This window comes from Serratia sp. CMO1, assembly GCF_015689115.1.
GTDB lineage: Bacteria > Pseudomonadota > Gammaproteobacteria > Enterobacterales > Enterobacteriaceae > Serratia > Serratia marcescens.
The window spans coordinates 1,553,069-1,571,621 of sequence record NZ_CP065032.1; the positions used below are offsets into that span (position 1 = coordinate 1,553,069).

Here is an 18,553-nt window from a genome sequence, read left to right on the forward strand (position 1 = left end):
TAGAAATATGAGTAAGTACATTGCGTATATCGAGTCACCGCTTCAGGCTTTTAATCTCATTGAATATCTTGATGCGAATGACATCATGCTCGATCTGCTGATTGTCAATAAGCGCTCGGCCAATTCCGCGTTGAATCATGGGCAGATCGTGTATCTGCTGAAGATGATTAAGCATCGCTCCTTGAAAACCATTGATGCTGAGGGGAATTTGGGCAATGCTTTTGACATTAAGCGGCAATTGAAGAGCGCGACTTCAGTAGTGAGTGCGAAGGAAACTGTCACTTTGATCGCCGGTGAGTACCGCGCCAGAGTTTTTTGGATTTTGGCGCATAAGTACCCAAAAAGGGATGTAGTTCTACTGGATGACGGTACGGCAACGCTCAGAATTAAACGTTACAATAATGTCACTACTCGGAGCATCGTAAAGTCGGTTTTCCTTAAGTCACTTGGCATGACCAATAATGAGCGCGAAAAAATAACCTTTTTCTCTGTGTATGACATTGAAGGCAATGTTTCAAAACGCGATGTGGTCATTAAACACAGTTACCAAAACTTTAAGGCTAAACTGGCCAGCCTTCCTGATGGCAAGAACAGAGTCTTCATTATAGGCACGCCGCTTTTTGAGGCGGGGGTAACGTCTGTTGATGATATTGATTTGACGCTTAAAATGATAAGCGATTTAAAGTCAAACCAGACTGATGCCGAACTGGTTTATATTCCTCATCGCCGCGAACGTGAAGAGAAAATAGAGGAAATCAGAAAGCATGTAGAGGTTCGTCGCTTGGACTTTCCCTTTGAGGTTTATCCGATTGTGGCTGGGGAGAACGTCAGGTCTATAGCCGGTTTTTATTCATCATTGTATGATAATCTTGTAAAGATATACGATGAAAAAATAAAAATAACCGCTTATGTTCTCGATGAGAAAGTTTTGTCGCCAGAGTGGGTCGGATTCGTCGGCGCAATTTATAAAAACTATGAGAGTTATGAAAACGCGGACATTACGCTGATTAAAAACAAACTTTAATCTTATAAATTATATTTTGGTGATGGGAATGAAGATTGCTTTAATTAACACGCTTTATGCTCCTTATAAAATAGGTGGTGCTGAGGTATCAGTCCAACTATTGGCTGAAAGTTTGCAACGGGCCGGGCATGAGGTTGGTGTATTTTGTCTTCATGAACTTGATGAGGTAAAGTATGACACTCTTAATGGCGTGCATATTGCCTATTTACCTCTCAAGAATGTGTACTGGCCGTTCAAGGCATCAGCTGCAAGCAAATTAAAAAAAGCGGTGTGGCACCTACTCGATTCTTATAATCCATTTATGGCTCGAGCCATGCGCAACGAGCTACGCAAGTTTTCTCCGGATGTGGTGCATACCAACAACCTCAGCGGGTTTTCCGTTGCTGCGTGGCGAGTGGCCAAGAAGTTGGGGGCGCGCGTGGTGCATACGACTCGCGATTATTATCTATTCCACCCCAATGGCACGTTGTTTAAACATGGCCAAAATATGGATGTACAGTCGCCTGCAGTGCGCATCACCTCTTATCTAAAGAAAAAAGCCAGTCAGCGCGTGGATGCTTTTGTTGGTATAAGTAAATATATTTCCGCCTTGCATCAGGGAAATGGATTTGCTCGCAACGCGGTGCATACGCATATCTACAATCCTGTCGCGGCGATAGACTACGTACCGACCGTCAGCGAAAAGGTCAGGATCGGTTTTGTCGGTCGTCTCACCGAAGACAAAGGGTTTGATGAGTTTTGTGCTCTGGCAAAACAGGCCAGCGGCGATCCCCAGGTTGCATTCTACGCCGCCGGCAGATTCAACGGTGACGCTTCTGGCGAGAAGTTGAAGGGGTTGGCGTTGGAAGCAGGCATTCATTTGCTTGGCTTTATCAAGATTGAAGAGTTTATGGCGCAGATTGACGCCGTTGTTCTACCGACGCGGTGGAATGAACCCTTTGGGCGGACAGTTGCGGAATCAGCCATCTCTGGTAAGGTTGTGTATACGTCTTTCAATGGTGGAGTGGCTGAAATCGCCGCTTTTTACGACAACATTTTCGAGCTAAAAGATTTTTCTGTCGCTAGTGTGGTAAGCGTCGTTAGAGAAAATAACAATAAATCGCGTCGTTCGTTTTTTGAACTGGAAAAAATAACCGATGCCTATGAGAGTGTGTATAGAGGGTCATAATGAGAGTATCGACAAAGTCGCTGGTTGTTTTTCTTTTGCTGACGTACATGGCATTGCTCTCATTGAACGGCGTCGTGACCGTCGCTGCGTATATGTCGACCAGGGCACTTTTGTTATATAAAGACTTTTTTGCCATGGCAGTTCCAGTTTTCGTACTAATACTACTTTTTGCGCGTAATCCTACCGTGTCAAAACAGTGTAGAAGCGTATTGGTCTTTTTCTTGTCAATGGTAGTCTTCTCGTTAGTTTATATTCTTTTTAGTATGATTGCCGGAAGATTTGATTTCTTCCGTTCTATAGTTCAGTTTCGCTTAGAGTTGCTTACATTCGGTTCTTTTTTCTTCGCGGCCGTTTTACTTCTTTTTGAATATAATGAACGTGTCGAAATTGTTAATAAAATCATCAAGTACTATATTTTCTTTGCCGTATTGAATGCGCTTTTTGCAGTCGCCGAATCCAGCTTGGCAGGCCTGCTTTATGCGCTAATCGGTTTTGACCCAGGCCCGCAGTTGACACAGTTTGGTAAAGAATATGGTCTTCTGCTGCGCACTATCCAAGGTCAATTACGTGCTTTTGGTTTGCTCACCGGGCCATTCAGCCTCAGTGAATATCTGTTCTTTGCACTGGTGTTATCGCCTTATGTAAGCGTAAAACATCGCAAAAAGTATATTCTTCTCACTATGGTAGGGATCGCATTTTCAACATCGAAAACGGCGATCATTATGGCGCTGCTTTATATCATGTTCCTGATGTTGAGACGCTTTTTCTCTCAACGTTTTAGCCTGAACTCAGTTACCATGGTAACGATGGTCTTGTCACTGTTCTTTTATATTACGACAACCAATTACAGTATTTATGAGATGATATTTCCGAAGGAGAATGCTTACGCGGAGAACAGCATTTTACTTCGTACAGTCAATATAGAGGCCGTGCGAGCTGACAGTGAATATTCGCCATTTATCGGTGCTGGGTATGCTGTGAATGGCAACGCAGTGATTGGTGATGACAATACGAACTCAATCCCGCTTGACAGTATGTATATCTACATGTTGTCGAATTACGGGAATGTCGGCATCATTATTCTTGTTATCGTTGCGTCGGTTATTCTTGGCATTCTTTATCAACGTACTCGTCTTGGCCTTAACCCCAGTATTTACCTATACTGGATGATCTCGCTATCGATGAACTTTGTTTATAATAACCCGTTGACAAACTATCCAGGCTACATATTCCCAATTATTATCTCAATCTTGTTATTGTCGATTAGAACGCCCGAGACGGGGGCCGTGAGTCGGTCAAAGAAGAATGTAGGCTATATTCAATCGCTACATTGACGCGATATTATTTAAAGTTACGAGGTAATTAATGATCTATGTCAATGCGCGATTTTTAACGCAGGATTTGACAGGTGTTCAGCGGTTTGCTCAAGAAATATGTCTTGCGCTGAGTAAAATTAGGCATGATGTCATTTTTGTATCGCCACCTAATATTATTCATCACGATATCGCGTCGCAATTGAATGTTCAGGTAGTGGGTAAGAAAAGTGGCCACTTTTGGGAGCAGTTGGAGCTTCCTGCTTTTTTAAGGAAAAATAAAAGTCCTCTTCTCATTAACCTTTGTAATACGGCACCGATCTTTTATCGTAATAAAATTGTTACTCATCACGACATTATATATAAACGCTATCCGCAAAGTTACTCTGCAAAATTTCGTTTTGTTTATAATAATCTAGTCCCTCTGATGCTACGTCACAGTAAGGCGTTGATAACGGTTAGTGAGTTTTCTAAAAAAGAAATTAGCCAGGCGTTTGACTACCCATTAAACAATATTTACGTAATCTATAATGCGGTCTCTGAGCAGTTTAAACCTGCTGCGCCAGTATCCGATACAGAGCGCCCCTATTTATTGGCTGTTTCGTCTCCAAATTATCACAAAAACTTTCATGGTCTGATTGCCGCTTTCTCTAAAATGGCAAACAGCCAGGATGTAACACTGAAAATCATTGGAGCCGCCAATAAGAACTTCGCGGATGTGGGGTTTTCGACAAAAGAAGCTGCGGCGAACGATAACATACAGTTTTTGGGGCGGGTGAGCGATCAACAGCTTGTCGAACTCTATTCTCATGCTCGTGCCTTTGTGTTTCCTTCTTTATATGAAGGGTTTGGCATTCCTCCGTTAGAAGCACAGGCCTGTGGCTGCGCGGTAGTATCGTCCAATCGCGCTTCTTTGCCCGAGGTGTTGTTGCAGAGTGCATTGTACTTTGAGCCAGAGAATATCCCGGAAATGCAACAGGCACTGGAGCGGATTATACAGGATGAAGCGTTGCGCCAAACTTTAATCGCTGAGGGTTTTGAGAATGTCAAACGTTTCGATTGGATGCGTTCGGCTGCAGCGTTGAGCGAGATAATGACGAGAGCTATGTAATGAAAAAAAAAGTGCTGCATGTTGCCGAAACAGTGAAAGGTGGCGTCGCTACGGTAATTAGACAACTTGTACAGCAAAATGATGAATTTGATTTTTACTGTGTGTTGCCCGATAGCCAATACCGCGAGATCGGGGCTTTCCCTGATGAAAAAATGAAGGTATTTTCGCGCACCGGGAGAAATATCCCTTCATTTATCTCTTTGGCTATTAACTATATCCAGTTAGTGCGTAAAGAAAAACCGGATGTCATTCACGTCCACAGTACTTTTGCAGGGGTTGTTTGCCGGTTGTTAACGCCATTGGTAAGAATGACGTGCAAACCCAAAATTATTTATTGCCCACATGCTTTTTCTTTCCTGATGGACACATCAGAAAAGAAAAAAAAGGTCTATGCCAAGATAGAGAAAGTACTGCAAAAGAATACCGATGTGATCATCTGTACCAGCGAATATGAGAAAAGAACGGCACTGATGGCCGGAATGGATCCGGGCAATTTGACCGTGGTTTATAACGGCGTAGAGCCTCCTGTCGCGTTGTCCGATGAGACTAGCCCTTATCATCAAGATAAAATCAATATATTGTTTGTTGGCCGCTTTGATTACCAAAAAGGATTTGATTTGGTTCAGCAGATTGCCGATAAACTGGATGACAGATTTTTAATCACGATCGTCGGCGGCAATGTGCATGCGAAAGAACAACCCGCCCCTCATGTCCGAATGGACTTTAAAGGCTGGTTGACGCCTTCAGCGATGGCTCCTTATTTCACTTATGCGGATGTGTTGTTGATGCCAAGCCGCTGGGAATCGTTCGGCCTTGTCGCCGTTGAGGCAGAGAGCTCTGGGTTGCCTGTGGTCGCCAGCCGCTGCAGTTCATTGCCGGAGGTGGTGAATGAAGGTGTTACGGGCTATCTGTTTACGACCAATGCAGCTGATGAGGCCGCTGAAATACTGAGTACTCGCGACAAGCGCGATTGGGGTGCAATGAAAGCAGACTGTGTCGATTTCTACAATGCTAATTTCACTTCAGAAAAAATGGTATCCAATACCTACCGTCTTTACAGATAATCGATACATCCACGTTTTTTGGAATGAAAATAAATTTTTTTCCTATTATATTTAATCGGTGAGAGTAAAAATGAGTAACCTTTATCCTGTTATTATGGCTGGGGGAACAGGAAGTCGCCTGTGGCCGCTTTCTCGTGAATTATTTCCCAAACAGTTTTTAGCACTGTGCAACGAGTTTTCCATGTTGCAAACAACGGTCATGCGGCTTAAAGGGTTAGACATTATTGATCCTCTTGTTATATGTAACGAAGAGCATCGTTTTATCGTGGCTGAACAGCTACGACAAATAACGCGTTTGTCACATAATATTATTCTGGAGCCGGTAGGGCGTAATACCGCGCCGGCGATTGCGCTCGCCGCTTTGCAGGCCGTTTCCAGCGGTGACGATCCGCTGATGTTGGTATTGGCCGCGGATCACGTCATTCAGGACGAAGAGATTTTCCGCGACGCGGTGAATCAGGCTATTCCTTATGCTGAAGCGGGTAAACTGGCTACTTTCGGCATAGTACCGACGGGCCCGGAAACGGGCTATGGGTATATTCAAAAAGGTACCAGCATCGACGGTTCCAGTATTTGCGGCGTTTCGCGGTTCGTTGAAAAACCTGATCTTGATACTGCGCAGCAGTATCTGACCAGCGGTGAATATCTCTGGAATAGCGGTATGTTCTTGTTCAAAGCCAGCCGTTACCTAGAAGAATTGGGGCGCTTCCGCCCAGATATTTTGGACGCGTGTAAGCTGTCGCTCGCGCATCTGACCCCTGATATGGACTTTATCCGCGTTGATCGAAACGCTTTCATCGCCTGCCCGGATGAGTCTGTCGATTATGCCGTGATGGAACAGACTGCAGATGCTGTCGTCGTGCCTCTGGACGCGGGGTGGAATGACGTCGGATCATGGTCTGCGTTGTGGGAAATCAGCGAAAAAGACACAAAAGGGAACTCTACTTTCGGTGATGTTCTTGAGCATAACTGTTCAAATAACTACATTCGCGCGGAGCATAAATTGGTGGCCGCTGTTGGGGTGAACAATCTGGTTGTGGTTGAAACCAAAGACGCCGTGTTGATTGCCGATAAAGATAAAGTGCAAGACGTGAAGGAAATCGTCAATCAGCTGAAACGGCAAAAGCGCTCCGAAAGCAAACAGCACCGTGAGGTTTATCGTCCATGGGGCAAACATGATGCGATTGCGCAAGGCGATCGCTTCCAGGTTCGCCGCATTACCGTGAAGCCTGGTGAGAAATTGTCCTTGCAGATGCATCATCATCGCTCGGAACACTGGGTAGTGGTGTCAGGCACCGCCAAAGTGCATACCAATGGAAAAATGCAACTCATCAGTGAAAACGAATCCATTTATATCCCTCTTGGGGTTGAACATTCTCTCGAAAACCCGGGAAAAATCCCGTTGGATTTGATTGAGATTCAATCGGGTGCCTATTTGGGCGAGGACGATATCGTGCGAATCGGCGATTCCGCTCAGCATAATTAAGAATTTTGGTGCGGCGGATATTTGAGCCGCATCGCTGTATTTACATTTGGTAAGGATCTCAATATGTCTCAATCATTGACTTGTTTCAAAGCATACGACATTCGCGGGCAACTAGGTGAAGAACTGAACAGCGATATCGCCTATCGTGTCGGCCGTGCCTATGGAGAGTTTTTGCAACCTCAAAGCGTTGTCGTCGGGGGAGACATTCGTTTGACCAGCGAGGAACTAAAACTCGCGTTGGCTGAGGGGCTACGCGATGCTGGGGTTAATGTTCTGGATATTGGCGTCAGTGGGACTGAAGAAATCTATTTTGCCACTTTCCACTTAGGTCTCGATGGTGGCATCGAAGTGACGGCCAGCCATAATCCTATGAATTACAATGGAATGAAGCTGGTGCGCAGCCAAGCCAAGCCGATCAGCGGTGATACCGGTTTGCGCGATATTCAGCGCCTGGCGGAAAATAACAGCTTCGCTGCGGTTGATCCGGCCAAGCGCGGTAGCTACGAAAAAATATCGATTGAAAAAGAGTATGTGGATCATCTGCTGGGCTATGTGAATACGGCTAACTTCAAACCGTTGAAGCTGGTGGTCAACTCCGGTAACGGCGCGGCCGGTCACGTCATCGATGCTATCGAATCGCGTTTCAAGCAGCTTCAGGTGCCGGTTGAGTTTATCAAGGTTCATCACCAGCCTGACGGCAATTTCCCCAACGGGATCCCTAACCCGTTGCTGCCGGAATGTCGGGAAGATACGGCGCAAGCCGTGCGCCAGTATAAGGCGGATATGGGGATCGCGTTTGACGGTGATTTCGATCGCTGCTTCTTGTTCGATGAGAACGGTGGATTCATTGAAGGTTACTATATCGTTGGCCTGCTGGCCGAGGCGTTTCTGGAGAAAGACGGCGGGGCGAAAATCATCCATGACCCACGCTTGAGCTGGAACACCATTGATGTGGTCAAGCAGGCGGGCGGAGTGCCGGTGATGTCGAAAACTGGCCATGCATTCATTAAAGAACGTATGCGCCTGGAAGACGCCGTATACGGCGGCGAGATGAGTGCCCACCATTACTTCCGCGACTTTTCATATTGCGATAGCGGCATGATCCCATGGCTGTTGGTTGCGGAGTTGCTGTGCATTAAAAACAAGACGCTCGGGGAGTTGGTCGGGGATCGTATGATCGCGTATCCAGCATCGGGTGAAATTAATAGCAAACTGCAAAATCCAAAAGCCGCGATCGAAAGAGTATTAAATCGCTATCGGCCTACGGCGCTGGAATTTGACACGACCGATGGCATTAGTCTGGAATTTGCAGATTGGCGATTTAATTTACGCAGCTCGAATACTGAGCCGGTGGTGCGTTTGAACGTCGAGTCGCGAGCCAATCCTGCACTGATGCAGAAGAAAACAGAGGAAATACTGGCCTTGCTTCGAAGCTGATCTCTGGTTTTAAAGCTATATTCTAATGCTGGGCGGGCGGTATACGGCCCAGCATTGCGAAGTGATATAGGTACCAGAGAAAACTAACAAAAGGCATCTATACTATGATAGTTAATAGGCAGTTATCTATGAACGGTTTCCGTCGGGGTGTGTTGCATACTAATGCGTCTCTTACTTCAATGCTTCAGCGCTTCTCTGATATTTTCGTTATCTTTAGCGGATTGTACTTATCCTGCTTAATCTCCGGTGCCGCATTTAGCATGCAGCACTGGATTATGGTATTAATTTCGATCGTCATCTTCCAAATGATTGGTGGTATTACTGATTTTTATCGATCATGGCGTGGTGTGCGTGCGGGTCTGGAAATCCAGCTCATTTTGCAAAACTGGTCGTTGAGCCTGCTGTTGACGTCGGGCACGGTGGCGCTGATAAATGTGTTCAACAACGAATATTCCATTTATATCCAATGGTATCTGTTGGTGTGCTGCGGTTTGATCATTACGCGCAGCGTGATCCGGCTGCTCTTGGGATACATGCGCAATATTGGTTTCAATACCCGTAATGTGGCCATCATGGGGGCGATGCCCGTCGGCATTCGCCTGGCAGAGTCTTTGCGTGATGCTCACTGGATGGGATTTAAAGTGTTGGGCATTTACGACAATGATAATTCTCCATTGAACAGCAAGATTGAGCGCTGTGGCGACTTGTCTCAACTCGTCAGCGATGCAAAATGTGGGCGTATTGATCGGGTATATATCGCAATGTCGATGGAGCAGGAAAAATTGATCAAAGATACGATTGCGGATCTTTCTGATACGACCTGCTCAGTGATGCTGATTCCTGATATCTTTACGTTCAATATATTACAGTCGCGTTCTGAAGAAATTAATGGCGTCCCTGTCGTTTCATTGTTTGATACCCCGATGAGCGGGATTAATCAGGTGATTAAGCGTATTGAAGACATCATTCTGTCAATATTTATTCTGCTGTTCATATCTCCGGTTCTGCTGCTGATCGCCGGTATGGTTAAGTTTACCTCTACCGGTCCGATCATCTTCAAACAAAGGCGTTATGGCATGGATGGTAAGGCTATCGAGGTATGGAAGTTCCGTTCGATGACCGTGATGGAAGATGGCGATAAAGTCGTTCAAGCGAAAAAAGGGGACTCGCGTTTAACACCGGTCGGCGCCTTCTTGCGACGCACCTCGCTGGATGAACTGCCGCAGTTTGTCAATGTATTGAAAGGCGACATGTCGATCGTAGGTCCAAGGCCGCATGCCGTGGCACATAATGAGCAGTATAGAAAGTTGATCAACGGCTATATGCTGCGCCATAAAATGAAGCCAGGCATTACGGGATGGGCCCAAATCAATGGTTGGCGTGGCGAGACGGATACGTTGGAAAAAATGCAAAAGCGCGTTGAGTTCGATTTGGACTATATCCGTAACTGGAGCGTTTGGTTGGACATTAAAATCGTCTTCCTGACCATTTTCAAAGGATTCATTAATAAAGCGGCGTACTGAGGTTTTCTCCGAGCGTCGCGCCCGGGAAATGCGGATTTCCTGATCTCTGGGGTATTGAGACGATTCATTTTTCTTTTAAAACTGGAGGTCGGATGTTGACTAAATCAAGCCGTAAACGGATGCGTCGCCAGGGACCCGCCGCATCGCTGGCTCTCGCATTGCCGCTGATGTTCATCAGTGCGAATGCGTTGGCTTTCGAAGTCGGGGTGCATGCGCATTTTCGCTGGTATCCCAACGATCCGGATAAATATTTGGAGCTGATCAAGCGATACGGTTTCACGTCGTATCGTGCGGATTTTCCCTGGAGCGGGTTGGAACAGCAAAAAGGGCAGTATGTCATAACCGGCAATATGCAAAAGGCTGACCAAGCGTTTAACGATGCTCAGGCGAAATTCGGTCTGAATGGGTTATTAGTATTGGCGTACGGTAACAAGCTTTACGATCCATCGGGTTATCCAACCACCCCTGAGGCCATTCAGGCATTCGCCAATTATGCGTATTGGACAGCGTCTAAATACAAGGGCAAGATCAAGTATTACGAGATCTGGAACGAATGGACGAATGCCACTGCAATTAAGCCAAAGCCGCGGACGCCTCCGCCGCCGGAAGTTTTCGTCGCGCTGGTGAAAGCAACGGCGGCTGCGGTGAGAAAAGCCGATCCCAACGCAATTGTCATTACGGGAACGGCTAACCCAACAGGCACTCGCGATCCTTCCTGGGTTGATAACATCGTTAAACTCGGCGTGTTGAATTACGTTGATGGCTTCTCTATCCACCCTTACTCGTATGGCAACGATAATTACGCTATACGGGCCCCTGAGGGGAACCTCGGCGTCGTGGATAAATTTGAGGCCCGGCTTGCAAAGGCAGCAGGTAAGACGGTGCCGATTTATATCACGGAAATTGGCGTGCCAACCTATGACGGTAAAGGCGGGTTATCAAAAGATGTGGCCGCGCAATATGTGGTGAAATATACCTTCCTGGCCAAATCGCGTCCCTTTATTAAGGGGGTATGGTGGTACGATTTGCTCGATGATGGCGACAACCCGAAAATCAACGAACATCGATTTGGGTTGCTGACGCGGAACGGCCAACCGAAGCCGTCGATGCTGGCTTTAAGTCAGGTGGCAGATGTTGCGCGATCCTATTCCGTCGAAAAATATCAAGTGCTGCCGGGCGGGAAAATCTCCATAGCCCTGAAAGGCAATAATCAGCATGCGATGCTTTTCTGGCAGGAAAAACCGGTGAGCCAACCTGCAAGCGGCATTTCTTCAAGCCTGCGCAGTTTTATGTCTGCTGAAGCTCCGCAAAACCAAAGTGCCACACCGCTCAAAGAGGTTCAGGGGAATACGGCCGCACCCGATGGTGATGTACCGGTAATGATGCGCTCCAGTGCCCCTATAGCATCGCCTTGGTAGGCTATCGAGAGCGCCGTACGCGCCGTGAATAAAAAACCGCAAGCTTAATAAGCTTGCGGTTTTTTTTTATCCAGGATTAAGCGACGCGCTTCTTCATCACTCGCCGACATTGACGCCAATAAAAAGCCAGCCGGCATAGCCGGCTGGCATCAGTACACGTATTGCATTTCCCCTCGCGGCGCTGAATAAAAATCAGCTCGCTCGGTGATGGCGCTACGCTTACGCGTAGTGCAGCGTATCCACCAATTGCTGGTGGTTCTGCCCGGTCAGGTATACCACGGTATCGTTGAGATCCAGCGTATGGTTATCGTTGTTGTCGATAATCACATAAGAGCTGGCAGTATTACCGCCACCGCTGAATACTACGGATGCCACACCCACTTTCGACGTCAGCGAGTTGCTGCTGTCCAGACCGAGAATGCCGCCCAGCAGGCCGATAACGCCGTTGGTCAAACCGCCCACCAGAGTCCCCAACAGCGCATCCAGTGTGTCTGCGGAACGTGTGCCGTAGTCCGCGACCGCCGTGCCGGTGGCGTCATTGGAGATAGTCAGGCCGCCATGGTTAACATCGACAATCTTGTCTTTGAGGCTGCTAAAGTCCTTGATGGTCACACCCGCCTGGGTGTTACTCGCCTTGATGTCATAGGTGTTGGCACCTGCGCCACCGGTCAGCGTGGTGTTGCCAATCACGCCCAGGGTATCGGCAGCACTGGAACCTTCTACGGTCATTTGGTAACCGTTCAGGCCCAACGCCGTCAACACCGGCGCCAACAGGTTGGTGGTAATGACGCTCAGCGGCAGAATGTTCAGCAATTGAATGATGATACCGTCACCGGTACCGCCATGGCTGGAGTCGAGATTCAGACCCGCGGTGTTGGTGGACGCATTGATATCACGCACGTTGCTGAAACCGCTGCCCAGCGTCAGATCCAGCGCGTGGTCACCGGTCACGTTGATGGTCTGAACCTGCGCATTGGTGCCGGCCAAGGACAGAATGTTATCGAAGTTGCCGGTACCACCTGAGGCCACGTTCACCGTGCTCAGCGCGGTACCCAACAGGGCGCTGCTGCTGCTGTTGAGGGTGATGGCGCCGGCATTCACATTGGCGGAACTCACAGCATCGAAGTTGATGTTGAAGTGATCGGTGGCGTTCTGCACGAAGGTGAAATTCAGCGTACTGGCGGAGGTCGCGTCCCCTTTCACTTCCAGCTGCGCGGCGTTGCCGCCGGCGGCGTTGATGACGTTGACGTTAGCCAGACCGGAGATCACAAATCCTTGCGTGCCCAGATTAGTGGTCGCCGCGTTCTGCGTAATCGTGCCGCCGGTAGTGCCTTCAACCGTAGATGTACCGTTGGTCAGCCCAAAGTCAAAGGTGTTGGTTGGCGTAGTCACGCTGGTGGTGGTCGGTGAACCAATCAGCGGTGTCGTAATCAGCGTACCAACGGACTTGCCGATGTAGCCGGTCAGGTCGATCTTCTCGAAATTCGAGAAGTTATTGGCGTTGCTGGTCACTGTGCTGGTGCGAACGCCCAGGGCGTTCTGGTTGGTCACCACGGTTTTGGTAATGAAGTTGGCGGAGATGGAGTCCGTACCCGCGCCGCCGTCAGCCTTAACCGTGTTGGCCACGCTGTTCGCACCGCCCGAAACCCCGTTCCCAGCCCAGTGCAGGCTGTCGTTGCCGGCGCCAAGGTTAAACTGCGCCGTGCCGGCCGCAATGTTTGCCGCCGATGTGACGACTACGTCATCCGCACCCGAACTGGCATTCAGGATGACGTTGCCGTTATTGACGGTGATATCTACGCCTGGATTAACGCCGTTGTCAGACAGGTTGACCGTTGCTGCGCTGGTGCCGTTAATGGTCAGATTCGCCAGATGGTCGGCGAACTTCAGGTTCACGATGCTGGCGGCATTGGCGTTCAGTTGCACATCCGTCAACACTGCCGTTTCGGCATTGCTAATTTGGTGAGATGCGCCGGTGTTGACGGTGCCCGTCGCGTTGCCGCCGGCGGCCGTTGCCGTCAGAGACGCAGCGGTTTTGTACAGCAGGCTGGTACCGATATCGTATTCGAAGCCATGCTGCTGAGTGACGGTGGCACTGTCAGTGGCGACGGAGTTGCGCAGGTCGTTGATAATGGCCTGCGTGATGGTCGTTTTGCTCCCCAGCGCACCATAGCTGGCTAATTGCGCAGCGGTGGCGGCGGTGCCATGCACCAGGGTAAAGATATGCTGAACAAAATCATCGCCAGTCAATTGAGCGCCTTTCTTTTGCGACTCTGCGGAATTGATCAGGGTAGTGATGACTTGTGCATAAGTCTTACCGGCAAACAGTTCTTTGCTCCAGGTGTCCAGCCCGCTGGCATCGACGCCACGGCCCGGTATTGCCAGGAAGGCGGCTGCGACTTGTTCTTGATAGTTCAGGGCCGGCAGTTCACCCGGTTGCCACACGTGCGTCGCCGCCTGGAAGTGTTGTTGGGCCGTGGTATCGCCGGCGGCAACGGTGCCCTTCAGTGCTGCGATCACTTGAGCGACGACATCGCCGCGAGTCGAACCGCCACTCAGCAAGGCAAGATAGCTGCTGCTTTCGGCCGAGGTCGGTGCGCGTTCATAGCTATTTTGGAAGATGGCATTGATGAAATCGCTATCGCTTAACGTTTTCAGCGGGCTGTTGTTCACGAAGGTTTGTGCGACTGCCGCCAGCGTTTTGCCGCCCTGCGCCAATACGGTTCCCCAGTAGGTAATGCCGTCCTGAGTTTGCGTTAAGCCCACGACATGGAAAACACCCTGGACGTCAGCTGCGCCGGCCGACGATGCGGCGGTTGCGACTGGGAACAGGGTTTTTTCGACTTGGGCTTCGAAATTGCTCTGTGCTGTCAGCAGCGTTGAATCAAAACCGCTGTAGCTGAGTACGTCGTTAATCACCTTGGCGACGACGGATGCCGTGGTGGGGTTGCCCGCTAAAAGATCGGCGAGCACGCTGCTGCTAGGGGCGCTGCCGTTCACTGCGGTGTATATTTTGGTTACGATCTGAGAAGCCGTCAGACCGTTCAGGCTTGCGGTGCCTGCAATGAATTTTTGCGCAACTTGTTCCAGAGAAAGTGCAGAAGTTTCAATTTTCTGCGAGTAGTAATCTAACGCCGCGGTGTCAATATTCTTTCCAGAGATTGCAAGGAAAAAAGCAGCCGCTTTTTGCTGTGCTACTAATGTGGCCATACGTTACCCCTTTGGATGTACCCATTTTCTACGGACATAAGAAAGATGTGACCGGCCCCCCATAGCCGTGCCAGGAAGAGGTTTGGTCAGATTTTTTAGTATTAAATCTTGTAAAAACAACGGCATATAAAAATGACACACTAATGCCAATTGTTGCTTTCACGATTTAATCAAAGGAGCTGATGAGATTTTTGTCAAGGTTATAGGATTTTTTTTATTTTTTTGATTTTTGCTTTTCTATAACCAATTGTGATCTCAATTAATACTGTGGGTTTGCTGTGTAAGATTAATGTTTTTATGTCTAAGATAATCACCTTTGGCTTTTTAACATTGGGGATTATTAGATTTCTAATGATTTAACTGGCGTGGCATCGGGAATGGCCTCGTTGATGCACGGCGGATGCGATGTGATGCCATATTCGTTTAGCCTTTGCTAACTTTTTGCTTTGTATTGTTTTTTTTTGTTCTTTTTGGCACATGTTTTTTTCATCTGCCAGCCTTGCTGGAATTCCATATATGTATCTATAGTTAATGAAAAAGCATCTGCAGTCTTGAGCATGTTTGGGGCTTTTTTTGTGAGGTTAATCTCATAAATATCAATGCGGATTGGACTGACAGTGCACATGATGTAAGGGCAGAAAGTGAATCAATTTATACCGCGCAATGAAATTGCGGATGTTATACGGACTCGCAGTAAGGTTTTTTGGACCGTTGGCATATTTACCGCATTTATTAATTTATTAATGCTAGTTCCTTCTATCTATATGCTCCAGGTTTACGACCGGGTGCTTCCTTCGCGTAATGAAATCACGCTGTTGATGCTGACGCTGATCATGTTGGGCATGTTCGGCATGATGTCGCTGTTGGAATACGTGCGCAGCATGGTGGTGATCCGTATCGGCAGTCAGCTGGATATGCGTCTCAACACGCGAGTCTACACTGCGGCCTACGAGGCGAATCTGAAAAACGGTTCTTCCGACGCCGGCCAGATGCTGAGCGACTTGACCAATCTGCGCCAATTCCTCACCGGCAGCGCGCTGTTCGCCTTCTTTGATGCGCCGTGGTTTCCGATCTATCTGTTGGTGATATTCCTGTTTAATCCTTGGTTGGGGCTTTTCGCCCTGGTCGGTGCGCTGTTGCTGATCGCATTGGCGGTGATCAACGAAATGGTGTCGAAAAAGCCGCTGGCGGAGGCCAGCAAGCTGTCGATTATGTCCGGTACGCTGGCCAGCACCAATCTGCGAAATGCCGAAGTGATCGAGGCTTTGGGGATGTTGCCTAACCTGAAACGCCGGTGGTTCGGTCTGCACCAGCGGTTTTTGAACAGTCAGCGCATCGCCAGCGAACGCGCATCGCGGGTCACATCGATCACCAAGTTTGTGCGCATGTCGCTGCAATCGCTGGTGCTGGGGCTGGGGGGCTGGCTGGCGATCGATGGGCACATCACGCCCGGTATGATGATCGCCGGCTCCATTCTGATGGGGCGAACGCTGGCGCCGATTGAGCAGGTTATTAACGTCTGGAAGAGCTACAGCGCGGCAAAGCTTTCTTATGGCCGGTTGGTCAAGCTGCTGGAAACGCACCCGCAACGTGGCACCGGTATGTCCTTGCCGCGTCCGGAAGGGGTACTCGCAGTAGAAGGCGTCACCGCCACGCCGCCGGGCTCCAAAGGCGATGCGGTATTGCATAACGTGACTTTTGCCATCCAGCCCGGTGACGTGCTGGGGATCATTGGCCCGAGCGCGTCGGGGAAATCGACGCTGGCGCGTTTGCTGGTCGGCATTTGGCCGGTCAGTGAAGGGATTGTTCGGTTGGATAATGCCGACATCTATCAGTGGAACAAGGATGAATTGGGGCCGTATATCGGCTATCTGCCGCAGGACATTGAGCTGTTTGCCGGGACTATCGCCGAGAATATCGCTCGCTTTAACGATATCGATTCAGAGAAAGTCATTGAAGCCGCTAAGCTGGCCGGTGTGCACGAACTGATCCTGCGTTTCCCTAACGGCTACGATTCGGTGCTCGGCAACGGTGGCGCTGGGTTGTCCGGTGGACAGAAACAGCGTATCGGCCTGGCGCGCGCATTGTACGGCGACCCTTCGCTGGTGGTATTGGATGAGCCTAACTCCAATCTGGATGATGCGGGCGAGAAAGCGTTGAACCAGGCCATTATGTTCCTCAAGCAACGTAATAAAACGGTGGTTCTGATTACCCATCGCACCAATTTGCTGTCGATGACCAGCAAGTTGTTGCTGTTGGTGAATGGCAACGTCAACGCGTTCGGCCCGACTCAACAAGTGCTTCAGGCGTTGGCCAATGCGCAAAAAGCGCAGACGCAACAGCCTCAGCAAGCGGTGAGGGCGGTAAATTCTGAGCCGGATGAAGGCAACATCCCAAAAACGCAAATTAATTAAGCCGTGAATTGCCTGATGGCTTCATTGCCGTCCGCAGTGTAAAGGAGTTGGTATGTCGACGCATATTGGCGAGCCGCAAGACTCGTATATTGAAGAGATCCCGCAGGATGAACGGCGGTTTACCCGGATGGGCTGGCTGGTAGTGGGAATTGGTCTGTTCGGATTTTTGGCCTGGGCAGCGTTCGCGCCTCTGGATAAAGGGGTGGCATCACCGGGATCGGTAACCGTTTCCGGCAACCGCAAAACGGTGCAGGCCCCGGCCAGCGGCATCATCAAGAATATCGCGGTGAAAGACGGCGACAAGGTGAAAGCCGGTGAGGTTCTGGTGCAATTGAGCCAGGTGCAGGCGCAGGCTCAGGTTGATTCGCTGCGCGATCAGTACTACACCACGCTGGCCACCGAAGGGCGTTTACTGGCTGAACGCGATGGTCTGAGCAAGGTCACTTTTTCCCCTGTTTTCACCCAGGTTAAGGATCAGCCGCGCGTGGCCGAAATCATCGCGTTGCAAACGCAGCTGTTCGCCTCTCGCCGCCAGGGGCTGCAAAGTGAAATTGACGGTTATAAGCAGTCGATGGATGGGATCCGCTTCCAGTTGAAAGGCCTGCAGGATTCGCGCGCCAACAAGCAGATCCAACTTTCCAGCCTGCGTGAGCAGATGAACAGCATGAAGCAACTGGCGGCGGACGGTTATTTGCCGCGCAATCGTTATCTGGAAGTCCAGCGCCAGTTCGCTGAGGTGAACAGCAGCATCGATGAAACCATCGGGCGGATTGGTCAATTGCAAAAGCAGCTGCAGGAATCTCAGCAGCGCATCGATCAACGCTTCGCAGACTATCAGCGCGAAGTCAGGACGCAACTGGCGCAAACCCAAATGGACGCCAGCGAGTTCCGCAACAAGCTGCAAATGGCCGACTTCGATCTGGGCAACACCGCCATCATCTCACCGGTGGATGGCACCGTGGTCGGATTGAATATTTTCACTCAGGGGGGCGTCGTGGGAGCGGGTGACCACCTGATGGACGTTGTGCCCAGCCAGGCGACGCTGGTGGTGGATTCTCGCCTGAAAGTCGATTTGATCGACAAGGTGTACAACGGGTTGCCGGTGGATCTGATGTTTACCGCCTTCAACCAAAACAAAACCCCGAAAATTCCGGGGACGGTCACGTTGGTTTCCGCCGACCGCCTGGTCGACAAATCCAATGGAGAACCTTACTACCAGATGCAGGTCACGGTCTCGCCGGAGGGCATGAAGATGCTCAGTGGCGAGGACATCAAGCCGGGGATGCCGGTCGAGGTGTTCGTGAAAACGGGCTCGCGCTCGCTGCTGAGCTATCTGTTTAAACCTATTTTGGATCGCGCTCATACTTCATTAACCGAGGAATAAT

General features: G+C 49.4%; 12 protein-coding genes. 11 read left to right on the top strand and 1 reads right to left on the bottom strand.

The window, feature by feature from the left end; genetic code table 11:
- The first annotated feature begins 7 nt into the window (after positions 1–7).
- From IT763_RS07370 to IT763_RS07410, 9 genes are all read left to right on the top strand, one after another.
- Positions 8–1,024, top strand: coding sequence for a hypothetical protein (locus IT763_RS07370; protein WP_016928427.1), 1,017 nt, complete (start codon positions 8–10; stop codon positions 1,022–1,024).
- 28 nt (positions 1,025–1,052) lie between these two features.
- A complete protein-coding gene (locus IT763_RS07375) occupies positions 1,053–2,192 on the top strand; it encodes a glycosyltransferase family 4 protein (protein WP_049299856.1) in 1,140 nt (379 codons plus the stop codon).
- Positions 2,192–3,526, top strand: a complete 1,335-nt coding sequence (locus IT763_RS07380) for an O-antigen ligase family protein (RefSeq protein ID WP_016928424.1) — start codon at positions 2,192–2,194, stop codon at positions 3,524–3,526. Before IT763_RS07375 ends, IT763_RS07380 begins: the two co-directional genes overlap by 1 nt.
- A gap of 31 nt (positions 3,527–3,557) precedes the next feature.
- Positions 3,558–4,616 carry a glycosyltransferase family 1 protein gene (locus IT763_RS07385; RefSeq protein ID WP_028127954.1) on the top strand — a complete coding sequence of 353 codons (1,059 nt, stop codon included), beginning with the start codon at positions 3,558–3,560 and terminating at the stop codon, positions 4,614–4,616.
- Positions 4,616–5,680 carry a glycosyltransferase family 4 protein gene (locus tag IT763_RS07390; RefSeq protein ID WP_206195297.1) on the top strand — a complete coding sequence of 355 codons (1,065 nt, stop codon included), beginning with the start codon at positions 4,616–4,618 and terminating at the stop codon, positions 5,678–5,680. The genes IT763_RS07385 and IT763_RS07390 overlap by 1 nt, the downstream gene beginning before the upstream one ends.
- 70 nt (positions 5,681–5,750) lie before the next feature.
- Positions 5,751–7,166: a mannose-1-phosphate guanylyltransferase/mannose-6-phosphate isomerase gene (locus IT763_RS07395; protein ID WP_028127955.1), complete on the top strand. Its 1,416-nt coding sequence runs from the start codon at positions 5,751–5,753 to the stop codon at positions 7,164–7,166.
- 63 nt (positions 7,167–7,229) lie between these two features.
- Positions 7,230–8,603 (top strand): phosphomannomutase CpsG, encoded by a 1,374-nt coding sequence (gene cpsG / locus IT763_RS07400; protein WP_028127956.1) that lies wholly within the window; start codon positions 7,230–7,232, stop codon positions 8,601–8,603.
- Positions 8,604–8,731: 128 nt separating this feature from the next.
- Positions 8,732–10,126: an undecaprenyl-phosphate glucose phosphotransferase gene (gene wcaJ, locus IT763_RS07405; protein WP_049299854.1), complete on the top strand. Its 1,395-nt coding sequence runs from the start codon at positions 8,732–8,734 to the stop codon at positions 10,124–10,126.
- 92 nt (positions 10,127–10,218) lie between these two features.
- The gene (locus IT763_RS07410) at positions 10,219–11,544 is read left to right on the top strand and encodes a cellulase family glycosylhydrolase (RefSeq protein WP_050487525.1); all 1,326 of its coding nucleotides are present in this window, start codon (positions 10,219–10,221) and stop codon (positions 11,542–11,544) included.
- Positions 11,545–11,763: 219 nt separating this feature from the next.
- Here IT763_RS07410 and IT763_RS07415 read toward each other — a convergent pair whose 3' ends face one another.
- Positions 11,764–14,754: a DUF4214 domain-containing protein gene (locus tag IT763_RS07415; protein WP_049299816.1), complete on the bottom strand. Its 2,991-nt coding sequence runs from the start codon at positions 14,752–14,754 to the stop codon at positions 11,764–11,766.
- A 641-nt stretch (positions 14,755–15,395) separates the two neighbouring features.
- On the opposite strand from IT763_RS07415, the gene IT763_RS07420 reads away from it, so the two are divergent.
- The gene (locus tag IT763_RS07420) at positions 15,396–17,168 is read left to right on the top strand and encodes a type I secretion system permease/ATPase (RefSeq protein WP_028127960.1); all 1,773 of its coding nucleotides are present in this window, start codon (positions 15,396–15,398) and stop codon (positions 17,166–17,168) included.
- Positions 17,169–17,220: 52 nt separating this feature from the next.
- On the top strand, positions 17,221–18,552 hold the full coding sequence (locus IT763_RS07425) for an HlyD family type I secretion periplasmic adaptor subunit (RefSeq protein ID WP_016928416.1): 1,332 nt from the start codon (positions 17,221–17,223) through the stop codon (positions 18,550–18,552).
- Position 18,553: the final 1 nt, after the last annotated feature.

Bases quoted from the DNA above. Each gene is read 5' to 3' on its own strand.
- IT763_RS07370 (WP_016928427.1), top strand. From the start codon at position 8: ATGAGTAAGTACATTGCGTATATCGAGTCACCGCTTCAGGCTTTTAAT.
- IT763_RS07375 (WP_049299856.1), top strand. From the start codon at position 1,053: ATGAAGATTGCTTTAATTAACACGCTTTATGCTCCTTATAAAATAGGT.
- IT763_RS07380 (WP_016928424.1), top strand. From the start codon at position 2,192: ATGAGAGTATCGACAAAGTCGCTGGTTGTTTTTCTTTTGCTGACGTAC.
- IT763_RS07385 (WP_028127954.1), top strand. From the start codon at position 3,558: ATGATCTATGTCAATGCGCGATTTTTAACGCAGGATTTGACAGGTGTT.
- IT763_RS07390 (WP_206195297.1), top strand. From the start codon at position 4,616: ATGAAAAAAAAAGTGCTGCATGTTGCCGAAACAGTGAAAGGTGGCGTC.
- IT763_RS07395 (WP_028127955.1), top strand. From the start codon at position 5,751: ATGAGTAACCTTTATCCTGTTATTATGGCTGGGGGAACAGGAAGTCGC.
- cpsG (WP_028127956.1), top strand. From the start codon at position 7,230: ATGTCTCAATCATTGACTTGTTTCAAAGCATACGACATTCGCGGGCAA.
- wcaJ (WP_049299854.1), top strand. From the start codon at position 8,732: ATGAACGGTTTCCGTCGGGGTGTGTTGCATACTAATGCGTCTCTTACT.
- IT763_RS07410 (WP_050487525.1), top strand. From the start codon at position 10,219: ATGTTGACTAAATCAAGCCGTAAACGGATGCGTCGCCAGGGACCCGCC.
- IT763_RS07415 (WP_049299816.1), bottom strand. From the start codon at position 14,754: ATGGCCACATTAGTAGCACAGCAAAAAGCGGCTGCTTTTTTCCTTGCA.
- IT763_RS07425 (WP_016928416.1), top strand. From the start codon at position 17,221: ATGTCGACGCATATTGGCGAGCCGCAAGACTCGTATATTGAAGAGATC.